The sequence below is a fragment of the Ramlibacter sp. WS9 genome (assembly GCF_003797765.1).
In the GTDB taxonomy this organism is placed as follows: Bacteria; Pseudomonadota; Gammaproteobacteria; order Burkholderiales; family Burkholderiaceae_C; genus Ramlibacter.
Genome location: NZ_RKMB01000022.1, coordinates 82,752 through 100,900 on the forward strand (window position 1 = coordinate 82,752; position 18,149 = coordinate 100,900).

Annotated in this window: 19 protein-coding genes; 5 read left to right on the top strand and 14 right to left on the bottom strand. The window is 66.0% G+C overall.

Annotated elements, in window-relative coordinates; all coding sequences use genetic code 11:
* Nucleotides 1-16: 16 nt before the first annotated feature.
* The 4 genes from ybgF to EEB15_RS25310 are packed head-to-tail and all read right to left on the bottom strand — an operon-like array spanning nt 17 to nt 3,431.
* On the bottom strand, nt 17-787 hold the full coding sequence (gene ybgF, locus EEB15_RS25295) for a tol-pal system protein YbgF (RefSeq protein WP_141512731.1): 771 nt from the start codon (nt 785-787) through the stop codon (nt 17-19).
* Nucleotides 787-1,311 (bottom strand): peptidoglycan-associated lipoprotein Pal, encoded by a 525-nt coding sequence (gene pal / locus EEB15_RS25300; protein WP_141512732.1) that lies wholly within the window; start codon nt 1,309-1,311, stop codon nt 787-789. Before pal ends, ybgF begins: the two co-directional genes overlap by 1 nt.
* A 23-nt stretch (nt 1,312-1,334) precedes the next feature.
* The gene (gene tolB, locus EEB15_RS25305) at nt 1,335-2,603 is read right to left on the bottom strand and encodes a Tol-Pal system beta propeller repeat protein TolB (RefSeq protein ID WP_233259616.1); all 1,269 of its coding nucleotides are present in this window, start codon (nt 2,601-2,603) and stop codon (nt 1,335-1,337) included.
* Between the two features lie 42 nt (nt 2,604-2,645).
* Entirely contained in the window at nt 2,646-3,431 is a 786-nt protein-coding gene (locus EEB15_RS25310; protein ID WP_141512734.1) for a glycosyltransferase family 2 protein, read from the bottom strand.
* 96 nt (nt 3,432-3,527) lie between these two features.
* Between EEB15_RS25310 and EEB15_RS25315 the strand changes: the two genes are divergently transcribed.
* Genes EEB15_RS25315 through EEB15_RS25330 form a run of 4 tightly spaced genes read left to right on the top strand, consistent with a single transcriptional unit; the run spans nt 3,528 to nt 8,492 of the window.
* Entirely contained in the window at nt 3,528-4,772 is a 1,245-nt protein-coding gene (locus EEB15_RS25315) for an O-antigen ligase (RefSeq protein ID WP_141512735.1), read from the top strand.
* 5 nt (nt 4,773-4,777) lie between these two features.
* Nucleotides 4,778-5,857: a glycosyltransferase family 9 protein gene (locus tag EEB15_RS25320; RefSeq protein WP_141512736.1), complete on the top strand. Its 1,080-nt coding sequence runs from the start codon at nt 4,778-4,780 to the stop codon at nt 5,855-5,857.
* Nucleotides 5,854-7,623 carry a lipid A export permease/ATP-binding protein MsbA gene (gene msbA, locus EEB15_RS25325; protein ID WP_141512737.1) on the top strand — a complete coding sequence of 590 codons (1,770 nt, stop codon included), beginning with the start codon at nt 5,854-5,856 and terminating at the stop codon, nt 7,621-7,623. The genes EEB15_RS25320 and msbA overlap by 4 nt, the downstream gene beginning before the upstream one ends.
* Nucleotides 7,620-8,492: a glycosyltransferase gene (locus EEB15_RS25330; protein WP_141512738.1), complete on the top strand. Its 873-nt coding sequence runs from the start codon at nt 7,620-7,622 to the stop codon at nt 8,490-8,492. The genes msbA and EEB15_RS25330 overlap by 4 nt, the downstream gene beginning before the upstream one ends.
* On the opposite strand, the gene EEB15_RS25335 is transcribed toward EEB15_RS25330, so the two are convergent.
* From EEB15_RS25335 to EEB15_RS25380, 10 genes are read right to left on the bottom strand one after another with little or no spacing between them, the layout of a single operon-like run.
* Nucleotides 8,489-9,637, bottom strand: coding sequence for a glycosyltransferase family 4 protein (locus tag EEB15_RS25335; protein ID WP_141512739.1), 1,149 nt, complete (start codon nt 9,635-9,637; stop codon nt 8,489-8,491). The genes EEB15_RS25330 and EEB15_RS25335 overlap by 4 nt on opposite strands.
* Nucleotides 9,627-10,361: a polysaccharide deacetylase family protein gene (locus EEB15_RS25340; protein ID WP_141512740.1), complete on the bottom strand. Its 735-nt coding sequence runs from the start codon at nt 10,359-10,361 to the stop codon at nt 9,627-9,629. The genes EEB15_RS25335 and EEB15_RS25340 overlap by 11 nt, the downstream gene beginning before the upstream one ends.
* The gene (rng, locus tag EEB15_RS25345; protein WP_141512741.1) at nt 10,361-11,836 is read right to left on the bottom strand and encodes a ribonuclease G; all 1,476 of its coding nucleotides are present in this window, start codon (nt 11,834-11,836) and stop codon (nt 10,361-10,363) included. The genes EEB15_RS25340 and rng overlap by 1 nt, the downstream gene beginning before the upstream one ends.
* A gap of 12 nt (nt 11,837-11,848) precedes the next feature.
* The gene (locus EEB15_RS25350) at nt 11,849-12,484 is read right to left on the bottom strand and encodes a nucleoside triphosphate pyrophosphatase (protein ID WP_141512742.1); all 636 of its coding nucleotides are present in this window, start codon (nt 12,482-12,484) and stop codon (nt 11,849-11,851) included.
* Nucleotides 12,456-12,923, bottom strand: coding sequence for a 23S rRNA (pseudouridine(1915)-N(3))-methyltransferase RlmH (gene rlmH / locus EEB15_RS25355; protein ID WP_141512743.1), 468 nt, complete (start codon nt 12,921-12,923; stop codon nt 12,456-12,458). The genes EEB15_RS25350 and rlmH overlap by 29 nt, the downstream gene beginning before the upstream one ends.
* Complete coding sequence (gene rsfS, locus EEB15_RS25360) at nt 12,920-13,525, bottom strand: ribosome silencing factor (protein ID WP_141512744.1); 606 nt, start codon at nt 13,523-13,525, stop codon at nt 12,920-12,922. Before rsfS ends, rlmH begins: the two co-directional genes overlap by 4 nt.
* Nucleotides 13,525-14,124 (bottom strand): nicotinate-nucleotide adenylyltransferase, encoded by a 600-nt coding sequence (nadD, locus tag EEB15_RS25365; protein WP_233259617.1) that lies wholly within the window; start codon nt 14,122-14,124, stop codon nt 13,525-13,527. The genes rsfS and nadD overlap by 1 nt, the downstream gene beginning before the upstream one ends.
* Entirely contained in the window at nt 14,121-15,032 is a 912-nt protein-coding gene (gene hemF / locus EEB15_RS25370; RefSeq protein WP_141512745.1) for an oxygen-dependent coproporphyrinogen oxidase, read from the bottom strand. The genes nadD and hemF overlap by 4 nt, the downstream gene beginning before the upstream one ends.
* Nucleotides 15,033-15,039: 7 nt before the next feature.
* The gene (gene purD / locus EEB15_RS25375) at nt 15,040-16,335 is read right to left on the bottom strand and encodes a phosphoribosylamine--glycine ligase (protein WP_141512746.1); all 1,296 of its coding nucleotides are present in this window, start codon (nt 16,333-16,335) and stop codon (nt 15,040-15,042) included.
* Nucleotides 16,332-17,057 carry a YebC/PmpR family DNA-binding transcriptional regulator gene (locus tag EEB15_RS25380; protein ID WP_141512747.1) on the bottom strand — a complete coding sequence of 242 codons (726 nt, stop codon included), beginning with the start codon at nt 17,055-17,057 and terminating at the stop codon, nt 16,332-16,334. The genes purD and EEB15_RS25380 overlap by 4 nt, the downstream gene beginning before the upstream one ends.
* Nucleotides 17,058-17,112: 55 nt before the next feature.
* On the opposite strand from EEB15_RS25380, the gene EEB15_RS25385 reads away from it, so the two are divergent.
* Nucleotides 17,113-18,149, top strand: a 1,037-nt coding sequence (locus EEB15_RS25385) for a helicase HerA-like domain-containing protein (RefSeq protein ID WP_141512748.1), incomplete at its 3' end; no start/stop codon positions are given.

Consider the following 18,149-nt stretch of genomic DNA (forward strand, 5'->3'; position numbering starts at 1 on the left):
CGCCCGATTCTAGGGACTAGCGGATCTTGGACAGCCGGTCTTTCGCTGCCACTGCCGCCTCGGACTGCGGGTACGTCTTGATCAGCTCGTCCAGCGTGCGGCGCGCACCCGCAGCGTCTTTCAGCTCGATCTGGCAATTGGCAATCGACAGCACGGCCTCGGGCGCGCGCGGGTGATCGGGAGCCTGGGCCAGGAGCCCGCGGAAATTAGCGATGGCGCCCCGGTAGTCGCGGTTGGCGTACTGCGAGTTGCCCAGCCAGAAGAGCGCCGTCGGACGGAAACCGCTTTGCGGGAAGCGCTTGATGAAATCCGCGAACGCCGTTTGCGCGCCGGGGAAATCGCCTTTGCGGAAGACGGCAAGCGCGGCCTCGAAGTCACGCGACTCGGTGGGGTCGGCGATGAACTCCTTGCCGTCGACCGACACCTTGGATGGCTCGAACTTGCGCAGACGCTCGTCCACGCCCGCGGCGATGTCTTTCTGGCGGCGCTGCAGGTCGGCGATCTCGCGCAGGAGTTGCTCGTTCTGGCCAGTGATACGCGCAAGCTCGCCGCGCACGGTTTCGATCTGTGCCTGCAGATCGAGCAGGCTGCGGCGCAACTGCATGGTGTCCTGGCGCTGGGCTTCAGCGTCGCGCTCGTGCGCGAGCCGCTGCTGCTCCACGCGGCCACGCAATTCCAGGATAGCGCGGCGTGCCTCGTCGTCGTCGAAGAGCGCGGCCGACGCGCCGGAGGCGGCCAACAAGGCAGCCGAGGCCAGGACGGCGGAGCGAATGAAGGAGCTGCTCATCAACGGTAGACGATCTCGGCGCGGCGGTTCCGGGCGTACGACGCTTCGTCGCTACCCTGGGCCGCAGGCTTTTCCTTGCCGAAGCTCACGGCTTCGACCTGGTTGTCCGTCACGCCCAGCAGGCCCAGCGCGCGGCGCACGGCCTCGGCGCGGCGCTGCCCCAGGGCCAGGTTGTATTCGCGGCCGCCGCGCTCGTCGGTGTGGCCTTCGATGTTGATCTTGCGGCCGGCGTTGGCCTTCAGGAAGCGCGCATGCGCCTCGATCAGCGATTGGTATTCCGACTTGATGACGTAGCTGTCGTAGTCGAAGTACACCAGGCGCGCCACGTTGACGGGGCCCTGGGTGGTGCCGGCGGTCGGGTCGGTCACCACCGGCGTTACCTGGGTCTGCCCGCCGGTGCCGGCTTGGGTCGCGGCGCCCGTCTTGGGCGTCTTGTCCTCGACCGGCACGTCGCTGAGCGGAACGCTGGAACAGCCGGCCATGACGGCCACGACGCCAAGGGCCAGCAACATACGCTTGATCATTCAATTACCTCCTGAAAATGTGTTCACTTCTGAAAAGGACCCCAATCGGGCTCACGAATGTCGCCACCGCGGCCCGGCAGGCGTGCCTTGATCTTGCCGTCGAGCGTGGTGGTCATGAGGGCTTCCTGCCCATTCTGCCGTGTCGCGTAGACGATGAGGCGGCCATTGGGCGCGAAACTGGGGCTTTCATCGGCGCTGGTATCAGTGATTGAGTGCACCGTCCCGCTGCCGAGTTCCATGACCTGCAGCTTGAACGCACCGTTGATGCGCGAAATGTAGGCCAGCCACCGCCCGTCTGGGCTGATGGTCGGTGATATGTTGTAACTCCCCGTAAAGGTAACGCGCTCGGCATTCCCACCGCTGGGCGGCACGCGGTAAATCTGCGGCGCGCCGCCCCGGTCGCTCACGAAATAGATGCTGCGGCCGTCGGGCGAATAGAGGGGCTCGGTATCGATGCTGGACGACTGCGTGAGGCGCCGCGGCTCGCCGCCGTTCGCGTCGATGGTGTAGAGCTGCGAGCCGCCGTCGCGGCTCAGGGTGACGGCCAGCGTGCGCCCGTCCGGCGACCATGCCGGCGCGCTGTTGGAGCCGCGGAAGTTCGCGATCAGGCGGCGCCTGCCGCTCGAGACCTCGTGCACGTAGACCACGGGCTTGCGGGATTCGAACGACACGTACGCCAGCCGCCCGCCGTCGGCCGACCAAGCGGGCGAAATGATGGGCTCGGCACTGGCCAGCGCCGATTGCGCGTTCTCGCCGTCGGAATCGGCCACCCACAGGTTGTAGCGGTTGCCGGCCTTCGTCACGTACGCGATGCGGGTGGAGAACACGCCCTTCTCGCCGGTGAGTTTTTCGTAGATGAAGTCGGCGATGCGGTGGGCCGCAAGGCGCAGGTCGGCTTCCGTGACCGCGTAGCTCTGGCCGCCCAGGTCCACGCCCTTGACCACGTCCCACAGCCGGAAGCGCACGTCCCAGCGGCCGTCGGCCAGCCGGGCGACGCTACCCGTGGCCAGCGAGTCGGCATTTTTCTGGCGCCAAGGCGTGAGGTCGGGGCGGCTGGTTTCATCGAGCGCGGCGCCGGCCGCATCGATGGATCGGAATTGGCCGCTGCGCTCCAGGTCGGCCTGGATGATGGCCGCGATCTTCTGCGGCGCCGCGCTTTCGCCGCGGAAAGGCGCGATGGCGATTGGTAGCTGCGTGAGTCCCACACCCGTTACCTCCACGCGGAACTGCGCCCAGGCCCCGGCCACCGGTGCCAGCAGCAGGCCGGCCACGCAGGTTCGTCGTTTCATCATTTTTTCACCCATGACTTGTCTGGTCCTTGTTTTTGAAACTGCTTAACGCTTGCCGATGTCTTTCCAGCTAGCCGCCCAGCTGTCCCGGTGCTCCAGCTCGACAGCTTTGGCGTATCGGTAGAACGTCACTTCGAAATACGACAGGGCAATGATGAAGCCCGCCCAGCCGTCCATGAATCCGCGCTTGAAGAGGTAGTGCTTCAGGAAAGCCCACTTCGCGTGGACCAGCGCCTTGCCGTAGCTGGAGCCGGCCTGCCGCCGCTTGGTGGCGCCCAGCGTCGAATAGCGGTTCATCTTACTGATGGATTCGGCCAGATCCTTGAACGGCAGCTGCCAGATGGCATTGCGCAGGTAACCTGTGGTAACGCCAGGCGAGAGTTCAAAACCTTCGTGTACGGGGCTCATCTCGTAGCGCATCGAGTCCCTGCGGAAGAGCTGCGGCTGGCGGTAGTTGGGGTACCAGCCCGAATGACGGATTTCGCGGCCCAGGAAAAAGTTGCGCCGCGGCACGAAGTAGGCGCCATGCTCGGCACGCTCGGCCAAGGCACGCACTTCCTGGCCGACCTCGGGCGTGCAGCGCTCGTCGGAGTCGAGGCTGAAGATCCAGTCGTGCGTGCATGCGGCAATCGCATCGTTGCGCAGCTTGCCGAAGCCTTCGAACGGAATCTGCACCACGCGCGCACCCAGGCCCTCGGCGATCGCTATCGTCCCGTCCGTACTATTGGAATCCGCCACCACCACCTCGTCGGCCCATTGCACGCTGCGGATGGCGTCGGCCACCTTGGCAGCTTCGTTGTAGGCAATGATGTAGGCGGAAATCCGGGGCATGAAGGGCTGTCTCGCTGTGGGGCGTCTGGGCGGGTATTTTGGCCTATTGCAGGGCGTCCATAATCGAAGGCTCTCAGAACGAAGAGGTGGGACCGGGTGTCGGAAAGATTCAGTTGGGAAAGCCTTCGGCCGTGGCCTGCCTATGCCGTCGCGGCTTCGGTGCCCATTTCGCTGGCCGCCACCAATGTCTTCAAGGCCGTGCTGCTGGTCTTCGCGCTGTCGCTTTTGCTCGGTGCGGTGGCCGGGCGCAGGCGGCTGGAGCCGCTGCAAGGCCGCCGCACATTGGTGGTCATTGCCTTGATGCTGGGCGCCCTGGCAATGAGCCTGGGGTACACATCCGCGACCTTGTCGCAGGGCGCCCATGACTGGGTCAAGTACAGCAAGCTGCTGGCGATTCCCTTGCTGCTGCTGGTCTTGCCCACCCGGCGGCACGCCCTCATCGCCCTCGGCGTGTACGCGTGCGCGCAGCTGTTCGTCGTGGCGTCGTCTTACCTGCTCAGCGTCAACGTACCCCTCCCCTGGGTCTACAAGACCGTTGTCGAACGCACCTCGGAAGGCGCGGTGTTTTCCAGCTACCTCGACCAGTCGATCATGACCGTCGGCCTGGGGGCGCTCGCGTGGCACCTGCGCCATGAGATTCCGGGCCGGCATGGCACAAAGATCGGCGTTGCCATCGCCTTGCTGTGCGCGGGCAACGTGTTGTTCCTCTTGCCCGGGCGCAGCGGCCATGTCGCCTTGCTCGCGGTGCTGACGATGTCGCTGCTGTGGGCGCTCCCGGGCCGGTTGCGTCCGGCCGCGCTCGCGGCGCCTTTGTTGCTCGTGGCCGCGATGCTGTGGTTGCCGACGGAATTCCGCGACCGGGCCGCGGCCGTGGTGTCCGAAGCCCAGGCCTACCAGCGCGGCGACGTCAAACCCACCTCGTCGGGCCTGCGCCTGACGTACTGGCGTCGATCGGTCGAGGCCTTCGCCGAACGCCCGATCCTGGGCCATGGGGTGGGCAGCTGGAACACCGAATTCCGCCGGCTAGAGGGCACTCACCTGCGCAGCGAAGTACAGAACCTGCGCAACCCGCACCAGGAATACCTGATGTGGGCCGTGCAATTGGGTGCGGTGGGCGTCGCGCTGTTCCTCGCGCTCCTGGCCGCGCTGGCGCATGACGCGTCGCGGTTCACGCCGCCGGTTCGCGAGGCGGCCTGGTCGCTGGTGGTGATCTTCGCTGCCGTGTGCATGTTCAATTCCATGCTCTACGACGCCCTCATCGGCGACTACTTCTGCATCCTCTTCGGGCTCTTGCTGGCCGCCGGGTCGGCGCCGCAGATACCCCAAGCCCGTCCCGCCTGACCGCGATGCTGCGCAAACTCGCCCTCGCCTCCGCGACGCAGCCGCTGAGCCGGCCCGTGCCCGGCGAAAGCGCTGCCAGCCACCTGGCCGCTGTCGGCCCGGCGAAGGCTGCCCGCCGGGCCGCGTTGCGCCAGGGCGTGCTCTGGCTCACGGGCCAGCGCAAGTTCAAGCATGACCGTTTCCCCGCAGCTGCGCGCAAGGTCCTGTGGTGCTACTTCGGCGAAGCGCAGCTCGGGGATGCCCTGATGGACCTCGCGCCGCGCTCCCTGCTGCAGGAGCTGGGGTTCGAAGTCGACCTGTTCACCGTCCCTGCGCTCGCAGCGGTATTCCAGGGCGATCCCTGGCTGCGCAGGGTGGGCTCGCTTGCTTCCGACTTCGTGGGTGCGGAATACCAGTGTGCGATCGTGCTCAGCAACAAGCGCCGTCCCCTGCAGCCGAAGATGCGCAGCTTCCCGCGCCTGCCGTGGGTGTCGGTGCACGAGAACTTCACTGGCCCCAATTTTCATCGCGGCCTTTTTGCGGCGCAGCGCTTGGCGGACCTGGCCGGACAGGCGCTGAGCCCCGCACAGATCGACCACCATGGCCGCCAGAAACTGGGGCCGATCCAGCCCGAGCACTCGACCGTGGCGCCCGGTGCCGTTGCGCTCGGCGTGGGCGGCGTCCATGACGCGCGCACCTATTCCCACTGGGAAGCAGTCATGCGCGAGCTGCTGGCGGCGGGCCGGCGCCGGTTCGTGCTTGTCGGCAGCGACAACGCCAGGACGCAAGCGCAAGCCCTGGCCCAGGCGCTGTCCGGCAGTGCCGAGGTCGCCGACCTCACGGGCCGCCTGACGCTGCCCGAAACGCGCGCGGTGCTGGATGCCGCTGCCGTGACGGCCTGCCCCGACGGCGGACTGATGCACCTGGCGCTCACCACGCGCGCGCCCATCGTGCCGCTGTTCGCCGCGAAGATCGCGCCCGAATGGCGGATGCCGGCAGACTGCACTTACACTGCACTGCGCTCGGCGACGGACCGGGTGTCGGACATTTCCCCACAAGAGGTTGCGGCCATGGTCATGCATTCGCTGTCCGCCGAGCGGCGATGAATACAGCCGCAGCGAGTCTCAGGTCGCGCATCGCGCAACTGCTGCCGTACTTCAAAGGCGCCGGCTGGAGCATGCCGGGGCTGCTCATTGCCACCATCGTCGTCGCGCTCACCGAGCCGGTCATCCCGGCGCTGATGAAGCCGCTGCTGGACCGTGGTTTCCAGGGCGGCACGCTCTATCTCTGGGTCGTGCCCGTGGCGTTGCTGGGCCTCTTCGGCATTCGCGGCCTGGCCGGTTTCATCGCCCAGTATTCGCTGGCCTACATGGCCAACCACGCGATGGTGCGGCTGCGCAGCCGGCTGTTCGGCCGCTTGCTGGACGCGCCGATGACGCTGTTCGGCCAGACGTCCGCCAGCGCCTTGTCCAACACCGTGGTCTACGAAGTGCAGACCGGCACCCTCCTGCTGGTCAACGCCATGTTGTCGCTGATCAAGGACACGCTGACGCTCGTCGCGCTGATGGGCTACCTGCTCTACCTGAACTGGAAGCTCACCCTGATCGTGCTGGTGATTTTCCCCGGCGTGGCCTATGTGATGAAGGTGCTGTCCAAGCGGCTGCATCGCATCACCCAGGCCAGCCAGAAGGCCACCGATCGCCTGGCGTACGTGGTGGAGGAGAACGTGCTGGCCCATCGCGTGGTGCGCCTGCACGAGGCGCAGCAGGCCCAGGGCGAGCGCTTCGAGCGCCTCAGCAGCGAGCTGCGGCGCCTGGCCATGAAGTCCACCATCGCCGCTTCCGCCATGACGCCGCTCACGCAGATGCTGGCCGCGCTCGCACTGTCGGCGGTGATCTGCACCGCACTGTGGCAAAGCAGCACCAGCGGGATCACCGTGGGCGCCTTCGCCGCTTTCGTGACGGCGATGCTGATGCTGATCTCACCCATCAAGCACCTGTCGGAAGTGGCATCGCCGATCACGCGGGGCCTGGCCGCCGTCGAACGCGGCCTGGACCTGATCCAGAACACGCCGCCCGAACAGGAAGGCACGCACGAGGCCGCGCACGCCCGCGGCGAACTGGTGCTGGAAGGCGTGACGGTGCGCTATGCCGGCAGCAACCGCGACGCACTGGAAGCCGTCAGCCTGCGCGTCGATCCGGGGCAGACGATGGCACTGGTCGGCAGTTCCGGCTCGGGCAAGACGACGCTGGTCAACCTGCTGCCGCGGTTCGTCGAAATCACCAGCGGCCGCATCACGCTGGACGGCGTCGAGCTGCGCGATTGGCGCCTGTCGGCGCTGCGCAGGCAGTTTTCGTTCGTCAGCCAGGACGTCGTGATGTTCAACGACACCATTGCCGCGAACGTGACGCTGGGCCTCCCGCCCGATCGCGAACGCATCGCCCGCGCACTGGAAGCCGCCAACCTCGACGCACACGTCGCCGGCTTGCCGGAAGGGATGGACACTGTCGTCGGCCACAACGCCACGCAGCTCTCGGGAGGGCAGCGCCAGCGGCTCGCGATCGCGCGTGCGCTCTACAAGGACGCTCCCATCCTGGTGCTCGACGAGGCCACGTCGGCGCTGGACACGGAATCCGAGCAGGCCGTGAAGTCCGCGCTCCAGCGCCTGATGGCAGGCCGCACCACGCTCATCATCGCGCACCGGCTGTCCACCATCGAGCACGCTGACCGCATCCTGGTCATGGGCGCGGGCAAGATCGTCGAAGAAGGCTCGCACGATGAGCTGCTGCGCCGCAACGGCCACTACGCTCGCCTGTACAACCTGGCTGTGACGAGCGACCTGGACAGCTCGCAAGAGGAAGTTCTGGAATGAAGGTTTCGATCAGCGGCTTCACCTTTATCCGCAACGGCGTCTCGCTGGGCTTTCCGTTCGAGGAGTCGATCCGGTCGCTGCTGCCGCTCGTGGACGAGTTCGTCGTCGCTGTGGGGCGCGGGGAGGACGACACGTTGGCGCGCGTGCAGGCCATCGGCGACCCGAAGATTCGCATCATCGAAACGGTGTGGAACGAACGCATGGCCGACCGTGGTTTCGTCTACGCGCAGCAGAAGATGATGGCGCAGTACGCCTGCACCGGCGACTGGGCTTTTTACCTCGAAGGCGACGAGGTGGTGCACGAGAGCGAGCTGGATGCCATCCGCGCCAGCGTCGAGAAGCACCACGGCAACCCGGCTGTCGAGGCGCTGGTGTTCGACTACCTGCACTTCTACGGCTCGCCGGGCTATATCTCCATCAGCCCGGGCTGGTACCGGCGCGAATGCCGGCTGGTGCGCAACACCATTCGCACGTACGCTCCGGACGGCCAGTACTGGCTGGTGATGCACCAGCACAAGAAACCCCGCAACCCGCACGGTGCGCTGGCCGGGGCGCACATCTACCACTACGGCTGGGTGCGCCGCGCCGAATACATGCAGGCCAAGCTCGACCAGGTGTCCAAATACTGGCAGGGCGCGGTGGTGCCGACGATCAACTACGCCAACTTCGACCCGCAGGCCGTGACGCCATTCAAGGGCACGCATCCGAAGGTGATGGCGCATTGGCTGGCCACCGAGGCCGAGCAGGAACTGGTGTTCAACCCCGACTACCAGCTCACACGCAAGGAGCGAAAGTACCGCCTGTCGAAGGCCATCGAAAACCTGACCGGCCTGGACTTCAGCCGCAAGCACTTCAAGCTGGTGGCCTAAGAGACCGTCGAAAGATAAAGCGCTTCGTACCGCCGCGCCGCCTCTTCCCACGTGTGGTCCCGGGCAAAACGGCGGCCGTTCTCGGACAATTTTGCGGCCAGTGCCGTATCGGCCAGCAGCCGCGACAGCGCTGCGGACAACTGCCGCTCGTTGCGAGGATCGTCCAGCAGCAATGCATCTTCGCCGTTCTTCAGCAGCGCCGAAATGCCGCAGTACGCAGGCCCGCTCACCACCACCGGAAGTCCGTGCGCCATGGCCTCCAGCACCACCATGGCGAAGGTGTCGTCCAGCGTCGGATGCACGAGCAGCGTGGCGGCACGATAGGCCAGGCTCACGTCCTTCATCGTGCCGAGAAAGTGAACCTGTTCGGCAACGTGAAGGCGCCGCGCCTGCTCCTTGTAGGCCGGGATGCCGGCGGGGTTGCCCACCACGGCCAGCATCGTGCCTTCGGGAAGGCGAGCCATCGCCGCCAGCAAAGCGTCCAGGCCCTTGCGCGCATAGTCGTTCGCGACGAACAGCATCAGCACACCGGATTGCGGCAAGCCCAGGAGCCGGCGTGCCTCGCCCGGCGATGGCCCCGCGGCCGGCAGGTCTACGCCCGGCGTGATGACCGACATCATCGGCCCCGCGGAGGGATACGCGGCGGCGGCCTGTTGCCGCAACGTCTCTGAAGCCAGCACGATCGCGCGTCCAGGCTTCCGCTCGAAGCGGGCCGACTCCAGCCTCAGGTTCGCGATAAGGCGAGGGCTGGTGACGATCTTCAGCCACGCGAGCGCCAAGGCCCCGTCTCTCCGCCCTACCAGCAAGTTGCCACGCACCGGCTTGACGTGAATGGTCTGGACGTCGCCGTGCCAAGTGTTCTCATGCGAGTGCACCGCGTCGAAGCCGTGCCGCGTGGCCCACCAGGTGCGGGTCGCGTACCAGAGCTGGTTGATCCAGCGCGGCTTGACCAGCGGGCGTGAGACCCGGTGGTACACGACGCCGGGAAACTCGTGAACGATCTCTTGCGCGAACACATGCACTTCGTGCCGCGCGGCCAGATGCTCCACGACATGGATCGAATAGCTTTCGGCGCCCCCGCCGGCGCGGCTGAACACGCGGTTCAACACGGCGATGCGCAGGCGGCGCGGCGTTTCAGCGGCCATCGCGGCGCTTGTCCTCATACCGGGTCGCAACCTTCATCCACAGCACGGGCCACGACGTCGTGCGCAGCACGGGCACGCGCGGCAATTCGAACAAATCGTCGGCAGCATGCGTGCGGGAACGCTGGGTGGTCGTGCCGGTGGTGTAGCCGGCTTCCCGCACCATCGCCGCATGCTCGGGCCGGTGAAATCCGTAGGGATAGCAAAAGTGCCGCACCTCGGTGCCCAGCAGGTCCTGCAGGTCGCGCCGGCAGCCCGCGATCTCGTCGCGAGCCAGGTCGTCGCTGATCTTGAGAAGATCCAGGTGGTTGCGCGTGTGTCCGCCGGCCTCCTGGCCGCCCGCCACCCATGCCTTGAGCTGCGCCGCGTTCATCAGCCGCTTGGGTGCGACCCCTTTGGCATGGTCCCACATGTTGGAACCGCCCATCTGGCCACTCACGATGTAGCACGTCGCGCTGAAGCCGTGGCGCTGCAGGACCGGCAGTGCGTGCTCGAGGTTGTTGACGTAGCCGTCGTCGAGCGTGATCCCCACGACCTTGCCGGTTTTCTCGCCGCGCAGGTACGGCTCCAGCGCCGTCATGGAGAGGCCCTGGTAGCCCAGCACCTTCAGCAGGCCCATTTGCCGCGCGAACGTCGCGGGCGACACCACCAGGCTGCGATAGGCCGTATCGCGCGGCGGCGTGGCGTCGACCTGGTGATAGGTAAGGATCGGGATCGGGGGGCGCATCAGAGCAGCACGATATCGTACTGTTCCTGCCCCATCGCGCTTTCGCTTTGCAGCGAGATCGGCTTGCCGATGAAATCCGACAGGCCGGCCAGATGCTGGCTTTCCTCGTCGAGGAACAGCTCGATCACCTTGGGCGACGCCACGACGCGGTATTCGCGCGGATTGAACTGGCGCGCCTCTCGAAGTATCTCGCGCAAGATGTCGTACGCCACGCTGCGCGCGGTCTTCACCGTGCCCTTGCCCTGGCAGGCGAGGCAAGGCTCGCACAGCATGTGCGCCAGCGATTCGCGGGTGCGCTTGCGCGTCATCTCCACCAGGCCCAGTTGCGAGAAGCCGCCCGACATGGTCTTGACCCGGTCGCGCCCCAGCTGCTTGCGGAACTCCGCCAGCACGGCGTCGCGATGGTCTTCGCGCCCCATGTCGATGAAATCCACGATGATGATGCCGCCCAGGTTGCGCAGCCGAAGTTGCCGCGCGATGGCTTGCGCCGCTTCCAGGTTGGTCTTGAAGATCGTGTCGTCGAAATTGCGCGCGCCCACGAATCCGCCGGTGTTGACGTCGACGGTGGTCAGCGCTTCGGTCTGGTCGACGATCACGTAGCCGCCCGACTTGAGATCGACGCGGCGGCCCAGCGCCTTGGCGATTTCGTCGTCGATCGAAAACAGGTCGAAGATCGGCCGCTCGCCCTTGTACAACTGCAGCCGCCCGGCAGCGGCCGGCATGAACTCCTGCCCGAAGGCATGCAGCCGCGCGAACTGCTCTTTCGAGTCAAGGCGGATGGTCTGTGTCTCCTCGCTCACCAGGTCGCGCAGCACGCGCTGCAGCAGGTCCAGATCCTGGTGCAGCAGCGACATCGGCGGCAGGCGGGTGGAAGCCTCCTTGATGCGGGTCCAGGTCTTGCGCAGGTACGCGATGTCTTCCGCCAGTTCGGCGTCCGACGCGTCTTCGCCATTGGTACGCAGGATGAAGCCGCCGCCCTGCGCGCCGACCAGCGCCTGCAGCCGGCCACGCAGCGCTTCGCGCTGCTCAACCGGGATCTTCTGGGAGACGCCCACGTGGTCGTCCTGCGGCAGGAACACGAGCAGGCGCCCAGCGATGCTGATCTGCGTCGACAGCCGTGCGCCCTTGGTGCCGATCGGGTCCTTGATCACCTGCACCATCAGCGACTGGCCTTCGAACACCTGCTTTTCGATCGGCACCTGCGGCAGCGTGTTGCGCACAAACCCCGGCGGCTCGCCCTCGGGCTGGCGGTGCCAGACGTCCGCCACGTGCAGGAACGCCGCGCGCTCCAGGCCGATGTCGATGAAGGCCGACTGCATGCCCGGCAGAACGCGTGCCACCTTGCCCAGGTAGACGTTGCTGACCAGCCCGCGTTCCAGCGTGCGTTCCACATGCAGTTCCTGCACGGCGCCGTTTTCGACGATGGCCACGCGCGTCTCCTGCGGCGACCAGTTGATCAGGATGTCCTGCTGCATTTGTCTCACTATCTAGATCTTGAAACCCAGCCCGCGCAGCAGCTGCGTGGTTTCGTGCATGGGCAAACCCATGATGCCAGAGTAGCTGCCGCTGATGTGCGAAATATAGGCCGCCGCCCTGCCCTGCACCGCATAGGCGCCGGCCTTGCCCATGGGCTCGCCGCCCTCGACGTAGTTTTTGATCTGCGCGGGCGTCATCGCCGCGAAGGTGACGCGTGAATCGCTCAGCGCCTCCTGGCGTTTGCGGCCCGATTGCACCGCCACGGCCGTCAGCACCCGATGCGTGGACCCGGACAGCTCGCGCAGCATGCGCGCCGCGTCTTGCGCATCGGCCGGCTTGCCGTAAATCGTGCGGCCCCGCGCCACCGTCGTGTCCGAGCACAGCACCGGCGCGGGCGGGAGGCCGCGGCGCTTCATGCGCGCCAACGCGGCGTCGAGTTTGAGCCCGGTCACCCGCACGACGTAGCGGGCCGGTGCTTCGCCGGGCAGCACGTCTTCGAGCGACTCGGTATCTTCGCCGGCGTCCGGCAGCAGCAGTTCATGCCGGATGCCCAGCTGCTCCAGCAGTTGCCTGCGGCGCGGGCTTTGGGATGCCAGGTAAACGAATGTGGGCTTCGGATCATTCACGGTGATAGGGATGGTTCGCATTGATCGACCATGCGCGGTACAGCTGTTCCACCAGCAACACCCGCACCATCGCGTGCGGCAGCGTCAGATCGGACAGGCGGACGCGCTCGTGCGCGGCCTGCTTGAATCCGGGATCGAGCCCGTCGGGACCACCGATCACCAGCGCCACATCGCCGCCCTGCATTTGCCAGCCTTTGAGGCGCGACGCCAGGGCCACTGTGGTGAGCGCGGTGCCGCGCTCGTCCAGCGCCACCACGTGCGTGCCCTTGGGAATGGCCGCCTCGATGCGCTGCCTTTCGGCGGCGTAGAGCGTTTCCAGCGTCTTGGAAGCGCGCGGCTCGGTCTTGACGGCCTTCAGTTCCACGCGCAGTTCAGGCGGGAAGCGCTTGGCATAGTCGTCCCAGGCGGTCTGGGCCCAGTCGGGGACCCGCTGGCCGACCGCCACGACCAGCAGCTTCATCTCTTGCGGGTGGGCGTCTTGCCTGCGGTCTTGCCAGTGGACTTGCCCGCGGCCGGCTTGCGTGTGGGAACAAGGTACTTCCTGGCGGGCGCTTTTTTCGCAGGCGCCTTGGCTGCCGGTTTCCCGGTTGTCGTCTTCGCAGTTGCCTTTGCTGCTGTCTTCGCGGGTGCCTTCTTGGAGGCGGGCTTCTTTGTGGCGGGTTCGGGCTCAGCCTCGGCGAACGCCGGCTTCGGGGCGCCGAACTTCAACCGTACGGGCTTCTCACCCCAGATCTCTTCAAGATGATAGTACGTCCGGATCGCCGGCTGCATGATGTGCGCCACTGCGGCACCGCAGTCCACGATGATCCATTCGCCGTTTTCCTCGCCTTCGATGCGCGGCTTGGGAAAGCCCGCCTCACGGACGGCATCGCGGACGCTGGACGCGAGTGCCTTGGTCTGTCGATTCGAGGTGCCCGACGCGACGATGACGCGTTCGAACAAGGGCGAAAGGTGCTCGGTGTTGAAAACCTGGATGTCCTGCGCTTTGACGTCCTCCAGGCCATCGACGATGGCTCTTTGCAGGCGTTGCGTGTCTTTTCTTGCGGCGGCTTCTTGGGTCATCAGGCAGGTTGGTAAAGGGAATGTTGGTCAATATAACGTGCAACGCCCGGCGGGACCAGATGGGCGATCCCTTCTTCGGCGGCAACTCGGTCGCGCACCTGGGTGGCGCTCTCAGGCATCTCGGGCAGGCGCAGCAGCCTCAACTCGGCTTCGACAGGCAGCAGTCGCGGCCCCGAATTCGGATCCGCGGCTCGCGAGGCCATGCAAACGGTGGTCATCGCCAGGATGGCTCGCCACTCGTGCCAGCGGGTCAGCGAAACGGCCTGATCTTCGCCCATCACGAGGAACAGCTGAGCCCCGGGCATCTCGGCGGCGAGTTCGCGCAGGGTGTCGATGGTATACGTAGCGCCCGGGCGGCGCAGCTCACGTTCGTCGATCACCGTCTGCGGCAGGCCGTCGAAGGCGATGCGCGCCATGGCAAGGCGGTGTTCCGCCGGGCTGAGGGCGTTGGGTTTGTGCCACGCCTGCCCGGTCGGAAAGACACGCAGTTCGTCCAGCCGCAGCTGCTCCACCGCCGCCCGCGCCAGCGCCACGTGGGCGACGTGGGGTGGGTCGAACGCGCCGCCGAAGACGCCGACGCGCCGCGCCGGAATGGTCACACCCAGTCCCTTCGAACCAGGAATTTCTTGTAGAGATCGTCTTCGGGCGAGCCGGGCTTGGTCTGGCGCTGGTAGGCCCAGCTCACCAGCGGCGGCATCGACATCAGGATGGATTCCGTGCGCCCGCCCGACTGGAGGCCGAAGTGCGTGCCGCGGTCGAACACCAGGTTGAATTCCACATAGCGGCCGCGCCGGTACAGCTGGAAGTTGCGTTCGCGCTCGCCGTAGGGCGTGCCCTTGCGGACGTTGAGGATGGGCACATAGGCGTCCAGGAATGAATCGCCCACGCTGCTCATCAGCGCGAAGCTGTTCATGAAACCGCCTTCGGCAAAATCGTCGAAGAAGATGCCGCCGATGCCGCGCTGCTCGTCGCGGTGCTTCAAATAGAAATAATCGTCGCACCAGGTCTTGAAGCGCGGGTACTTATCGGCGCCAAAAGGCTCTACCGCCTGCTTGCACACGCTGTGGAAGTGCTCGGCGTCCTCTTCGAACCCGTAATACGGCGTCAGGTCCATCCCACCGCCGAACCAGAACACCGGTTCGCCCTTCTCGGGCGTCGCGCAGATCATGCGCACGTTCATGTGCACCGTCGGCACATAGGGGTTGCGCGGATGGAACACCAGCGAAACGCCTAGCGCTTCGAAGCCGGCGCCGGCCAGTTCCGGGCGATGCTGGCTGGCCGACGGCGGCAGCCGTGTGCCCACCACGTGCGAAAAGCCGCAGCCGGCGCGCTCGAAGACGTTGCCCTCTTCCAGGATCATGGTCGCGCCGTCGCCCTGCAGCGGCTCGCCCTTGCCCTTCATCCACTTGTCCTTGGTGAAAGTGCCGCCATCGACTTCGGCGCAGGCCGTGGTGATGCGGGCCTGCAAGTCCTGCAGGTACTCGCGTACGGCGTCGACGTTGGTCATGGAAGTATCAACCGCGGATCGCGCGATGGCCGATATCGCGGCGGTACTGGGCGCCGTCGAAATGGATCTCGGCGGCAACCTCGTAAGCGCGATGCTGCGCCGCCTTGACGCTGTCTGCCAGTGCCGTGACGCAGAGCACCCGCCCGCCCGCGGTCAGCGTGCCGCCATCCTTCGGCACCGTGCCGGCGTGAAACACCATCGAGTCTTCCTTGGCCTTGGGCAGGCCCGTGATCGCGTCACCCTTGCGCGGGTTGAGGGGATAGCCGGCAGCGGCCATCACCACGCCCAGCGCCGTGCGGCGGTCCCACTCCAGGTCGATCTGGTCCAGCGTGCCGGACGTGGCGCGCATCATCACGTCGTACAGGTCGGACTTGAGCCGCATCATGATGGGCTGCGTCTCCGGGTCACCCATGCGGCAGTTGAATTCGAGCGTCTTGACGCGGCCCTGCGGGTCGATCATCAAGCCCGCATAGAGGAAACCGGTGAAGGGAATGCCGTCCCTTTCCATGCCCTTGATGGTCGGCAGGATGATCTCGCGCATGGCGCGTGCGTGGATCTCGGGCGTGACCACCGGCGCCGGCGAATAGGCTCCCATGCCGCCCGTGTTGGGGCCCTGGTCGTCGTCGAGCAGGCGCTTGTGGTCCTGGCTGGTGGCCAGCGCCGTGACGTTCCTGCCGTCGCACAGCACGATGAAGCTGGCTTCCTCGCCCGAAAGGAACTCCTCGATCACGACGCGCGCGACCACCTGTCCGTCTTCTCCGCGTACATGCGTGACGCCCAGCTTGTTGTCCAGCAGCATGAAGTCGATGGCCTCGTGCGCCTCGGCCGCGGTCGTCGCGACGACCACGCCCTTCCCCGCCGCCAGGCCATCGGCCTTCACGACGATGGGCGCGCCCATGCGGTCCACATACGCGTGGGCCGCCACCGGGTCGGAAAAGGTTTCGTATTCCGCCGTGGGGATGCCATGGCGCTTCATGAACGCCTTGGAGAAAGCCTTGGAGCTTTCCAGCTGCGCCGCCGCCTGGGTCGGCCCGAAGACCCGCAGACCGTGCGCGCGGAAATCGTCGACCACACCGGCCGCCAGCGGCGCCTCGGGGCCGACCACGGTGAGCTGGATCTTCTGGTCCAGCGCCCATTGGCGCAGCGCCGGGATGTCGGTGATGTCTACGTTCTCCAGCCGCGCATCGAGCGCCGTGCCGCCGTTGCCGGGCGCCACGTACACCGCCTGCACCTTCGGCGATTGGGCGAGTTTCCAGGCCAGCGCGTGTTCACGGCCGCCGCCACCTATCACGAGGACTTTCATAGATCAATTTCTGCGTTGTGGAAGACGTCTTGCACGTCGTCCAGGTCCTCGATCACATCCAGCAACTTCTGCATTTTCGCCGCGTCTTCGCCGGAGAGTTCAATGGTGTTTTCCGGGCGCATCGTGACTTCGGCCACTTCGGGCTTCAGGCCGGCTGCTTCCAGGGCGTTCTTGACGGCTTCGAAGTCCGGGTAGGCCGTCAGCACCTCGATGGCACCATCATCGCCGGTGATCACGTCTTCGGCGCCCGCTTCCAGCGCCACTTCCATCACCTTGTCTTCACTCGTGCCCGGCGCAAAGATGAGCTGGCCCACGTGCTTGAACTGGAACGAGACCGAACCCGCCGTGCCCATGCTGCCGCCGTACTTGCTGAACGCATGGCGGACGTCGGCCACGGTGCGGACCTTGTTGTCCGTCATGGTGTCCACGATGATCGCCGCGCCGCCGATGCCGTAGCCCTCGTAGCGGATTTCCTCGTAGTGCACGCCTTCGAGGTTGCCGGTGGCCTTGTCGATGTTGCGCTTGACCGTGTCGATCGGCAGGTTGGCGGCTTTGGCTTTCTCGACCGCGAGCCTGAGCCGGGGGTTGATGGCCATGTCGCCGCCGCCCAGGCGGGCCGCGACCATGATTTCACGGATGACCCGCGTCCAGACCTTGCCCCGCTTTTCGTCCTGGCGGCCCTTGCGGTGCTGGATATTCGCCCATTTACTGTGTCCGGCCACTGAAGTATTCCCCTTCGCCTTATATTGCGTTGGTCTGCATTTTACTTTTCACACCATGGCTGAACCTCTTTTGATCGCCAAAAACGGCCAAACCGAGTGCCATTTGCTGCCCGGCTTGGCCAATCGGCACGGACTTGTCACTGGCGCCACGGGCACCGGCAAGACCGTGACCTTGCAGGCGCTGGCCGAAAACTTCTCGAAAATCGGCGTCCCGGTCTTCATGGCCGACGTCAAGGGCGACCTCACCGGCATCAGCCAACCCGGCAAGATCGAAGGCAAGTTGGCCGAAGTCATCAAGGAGCGCGGGCTACCGGCGCCCGAACCCTTTGCCTGCCCCACCACGCTCTGGGACGTCTTTGGCGAGCAAGGCCACCCGGTGCGCGCAACCGTCTCCGATATGGGCCCGCTGCTGCTGGGCCGCATGCTCGGGCTCAACGAAACTCAGGCCGGCGTGCTGAACCTGGTCTTCAAGATCGCCGACGACAACGGCATGCTGCTGCTCGACCTGAAAGACCTGCGCGCGATGCTGCAGCATGTGGGCGACAACGCGGCCGATTTCCGCACCGAATACGGCAACGTCAGCGCGGCCAGCGTCGGCACCATCCAGCGCGGGCTGCTGCAGATCGAATCGCAGGGCGGCGAAAAGTTCTTCGGCGAACCCATGCTCAACATCGCCGACTTCCTGCAGACCGACGAGAAGGGCCACGGCGTTGCCAACATCCTGGCCGCCGACAAGTTGCTGAACTCTCCGCGCCTTTACGCGACCTTCCTCTTGTGGATGCTGTCCGAGCTGTTCGAGCAGTTGCCGGAAATCGGTGACCCCGAGAAGCCCAAGCTGGTGTTCTTCTTCGACGAGGCGCACCTCTTGTTCGACGAAGCGCCCAAGGTGCTGGTCGAGCGCATCGAGCTGGTGGTGCGCCTGGTGCGCTCCAAGGGCGTGGGCGTGTATTTCGTGACGCAGAACCCGCTGGACATCCCCGACAGCGTGCTCGCCCAGCTGGGCAACCGTGTGCAACATGCGTTGCGGGCCTACACGCCGCGCGACCAAAAGGCCGTGAAAGCCACTGCGCAGACCATGCGCCAGAAGCCCGG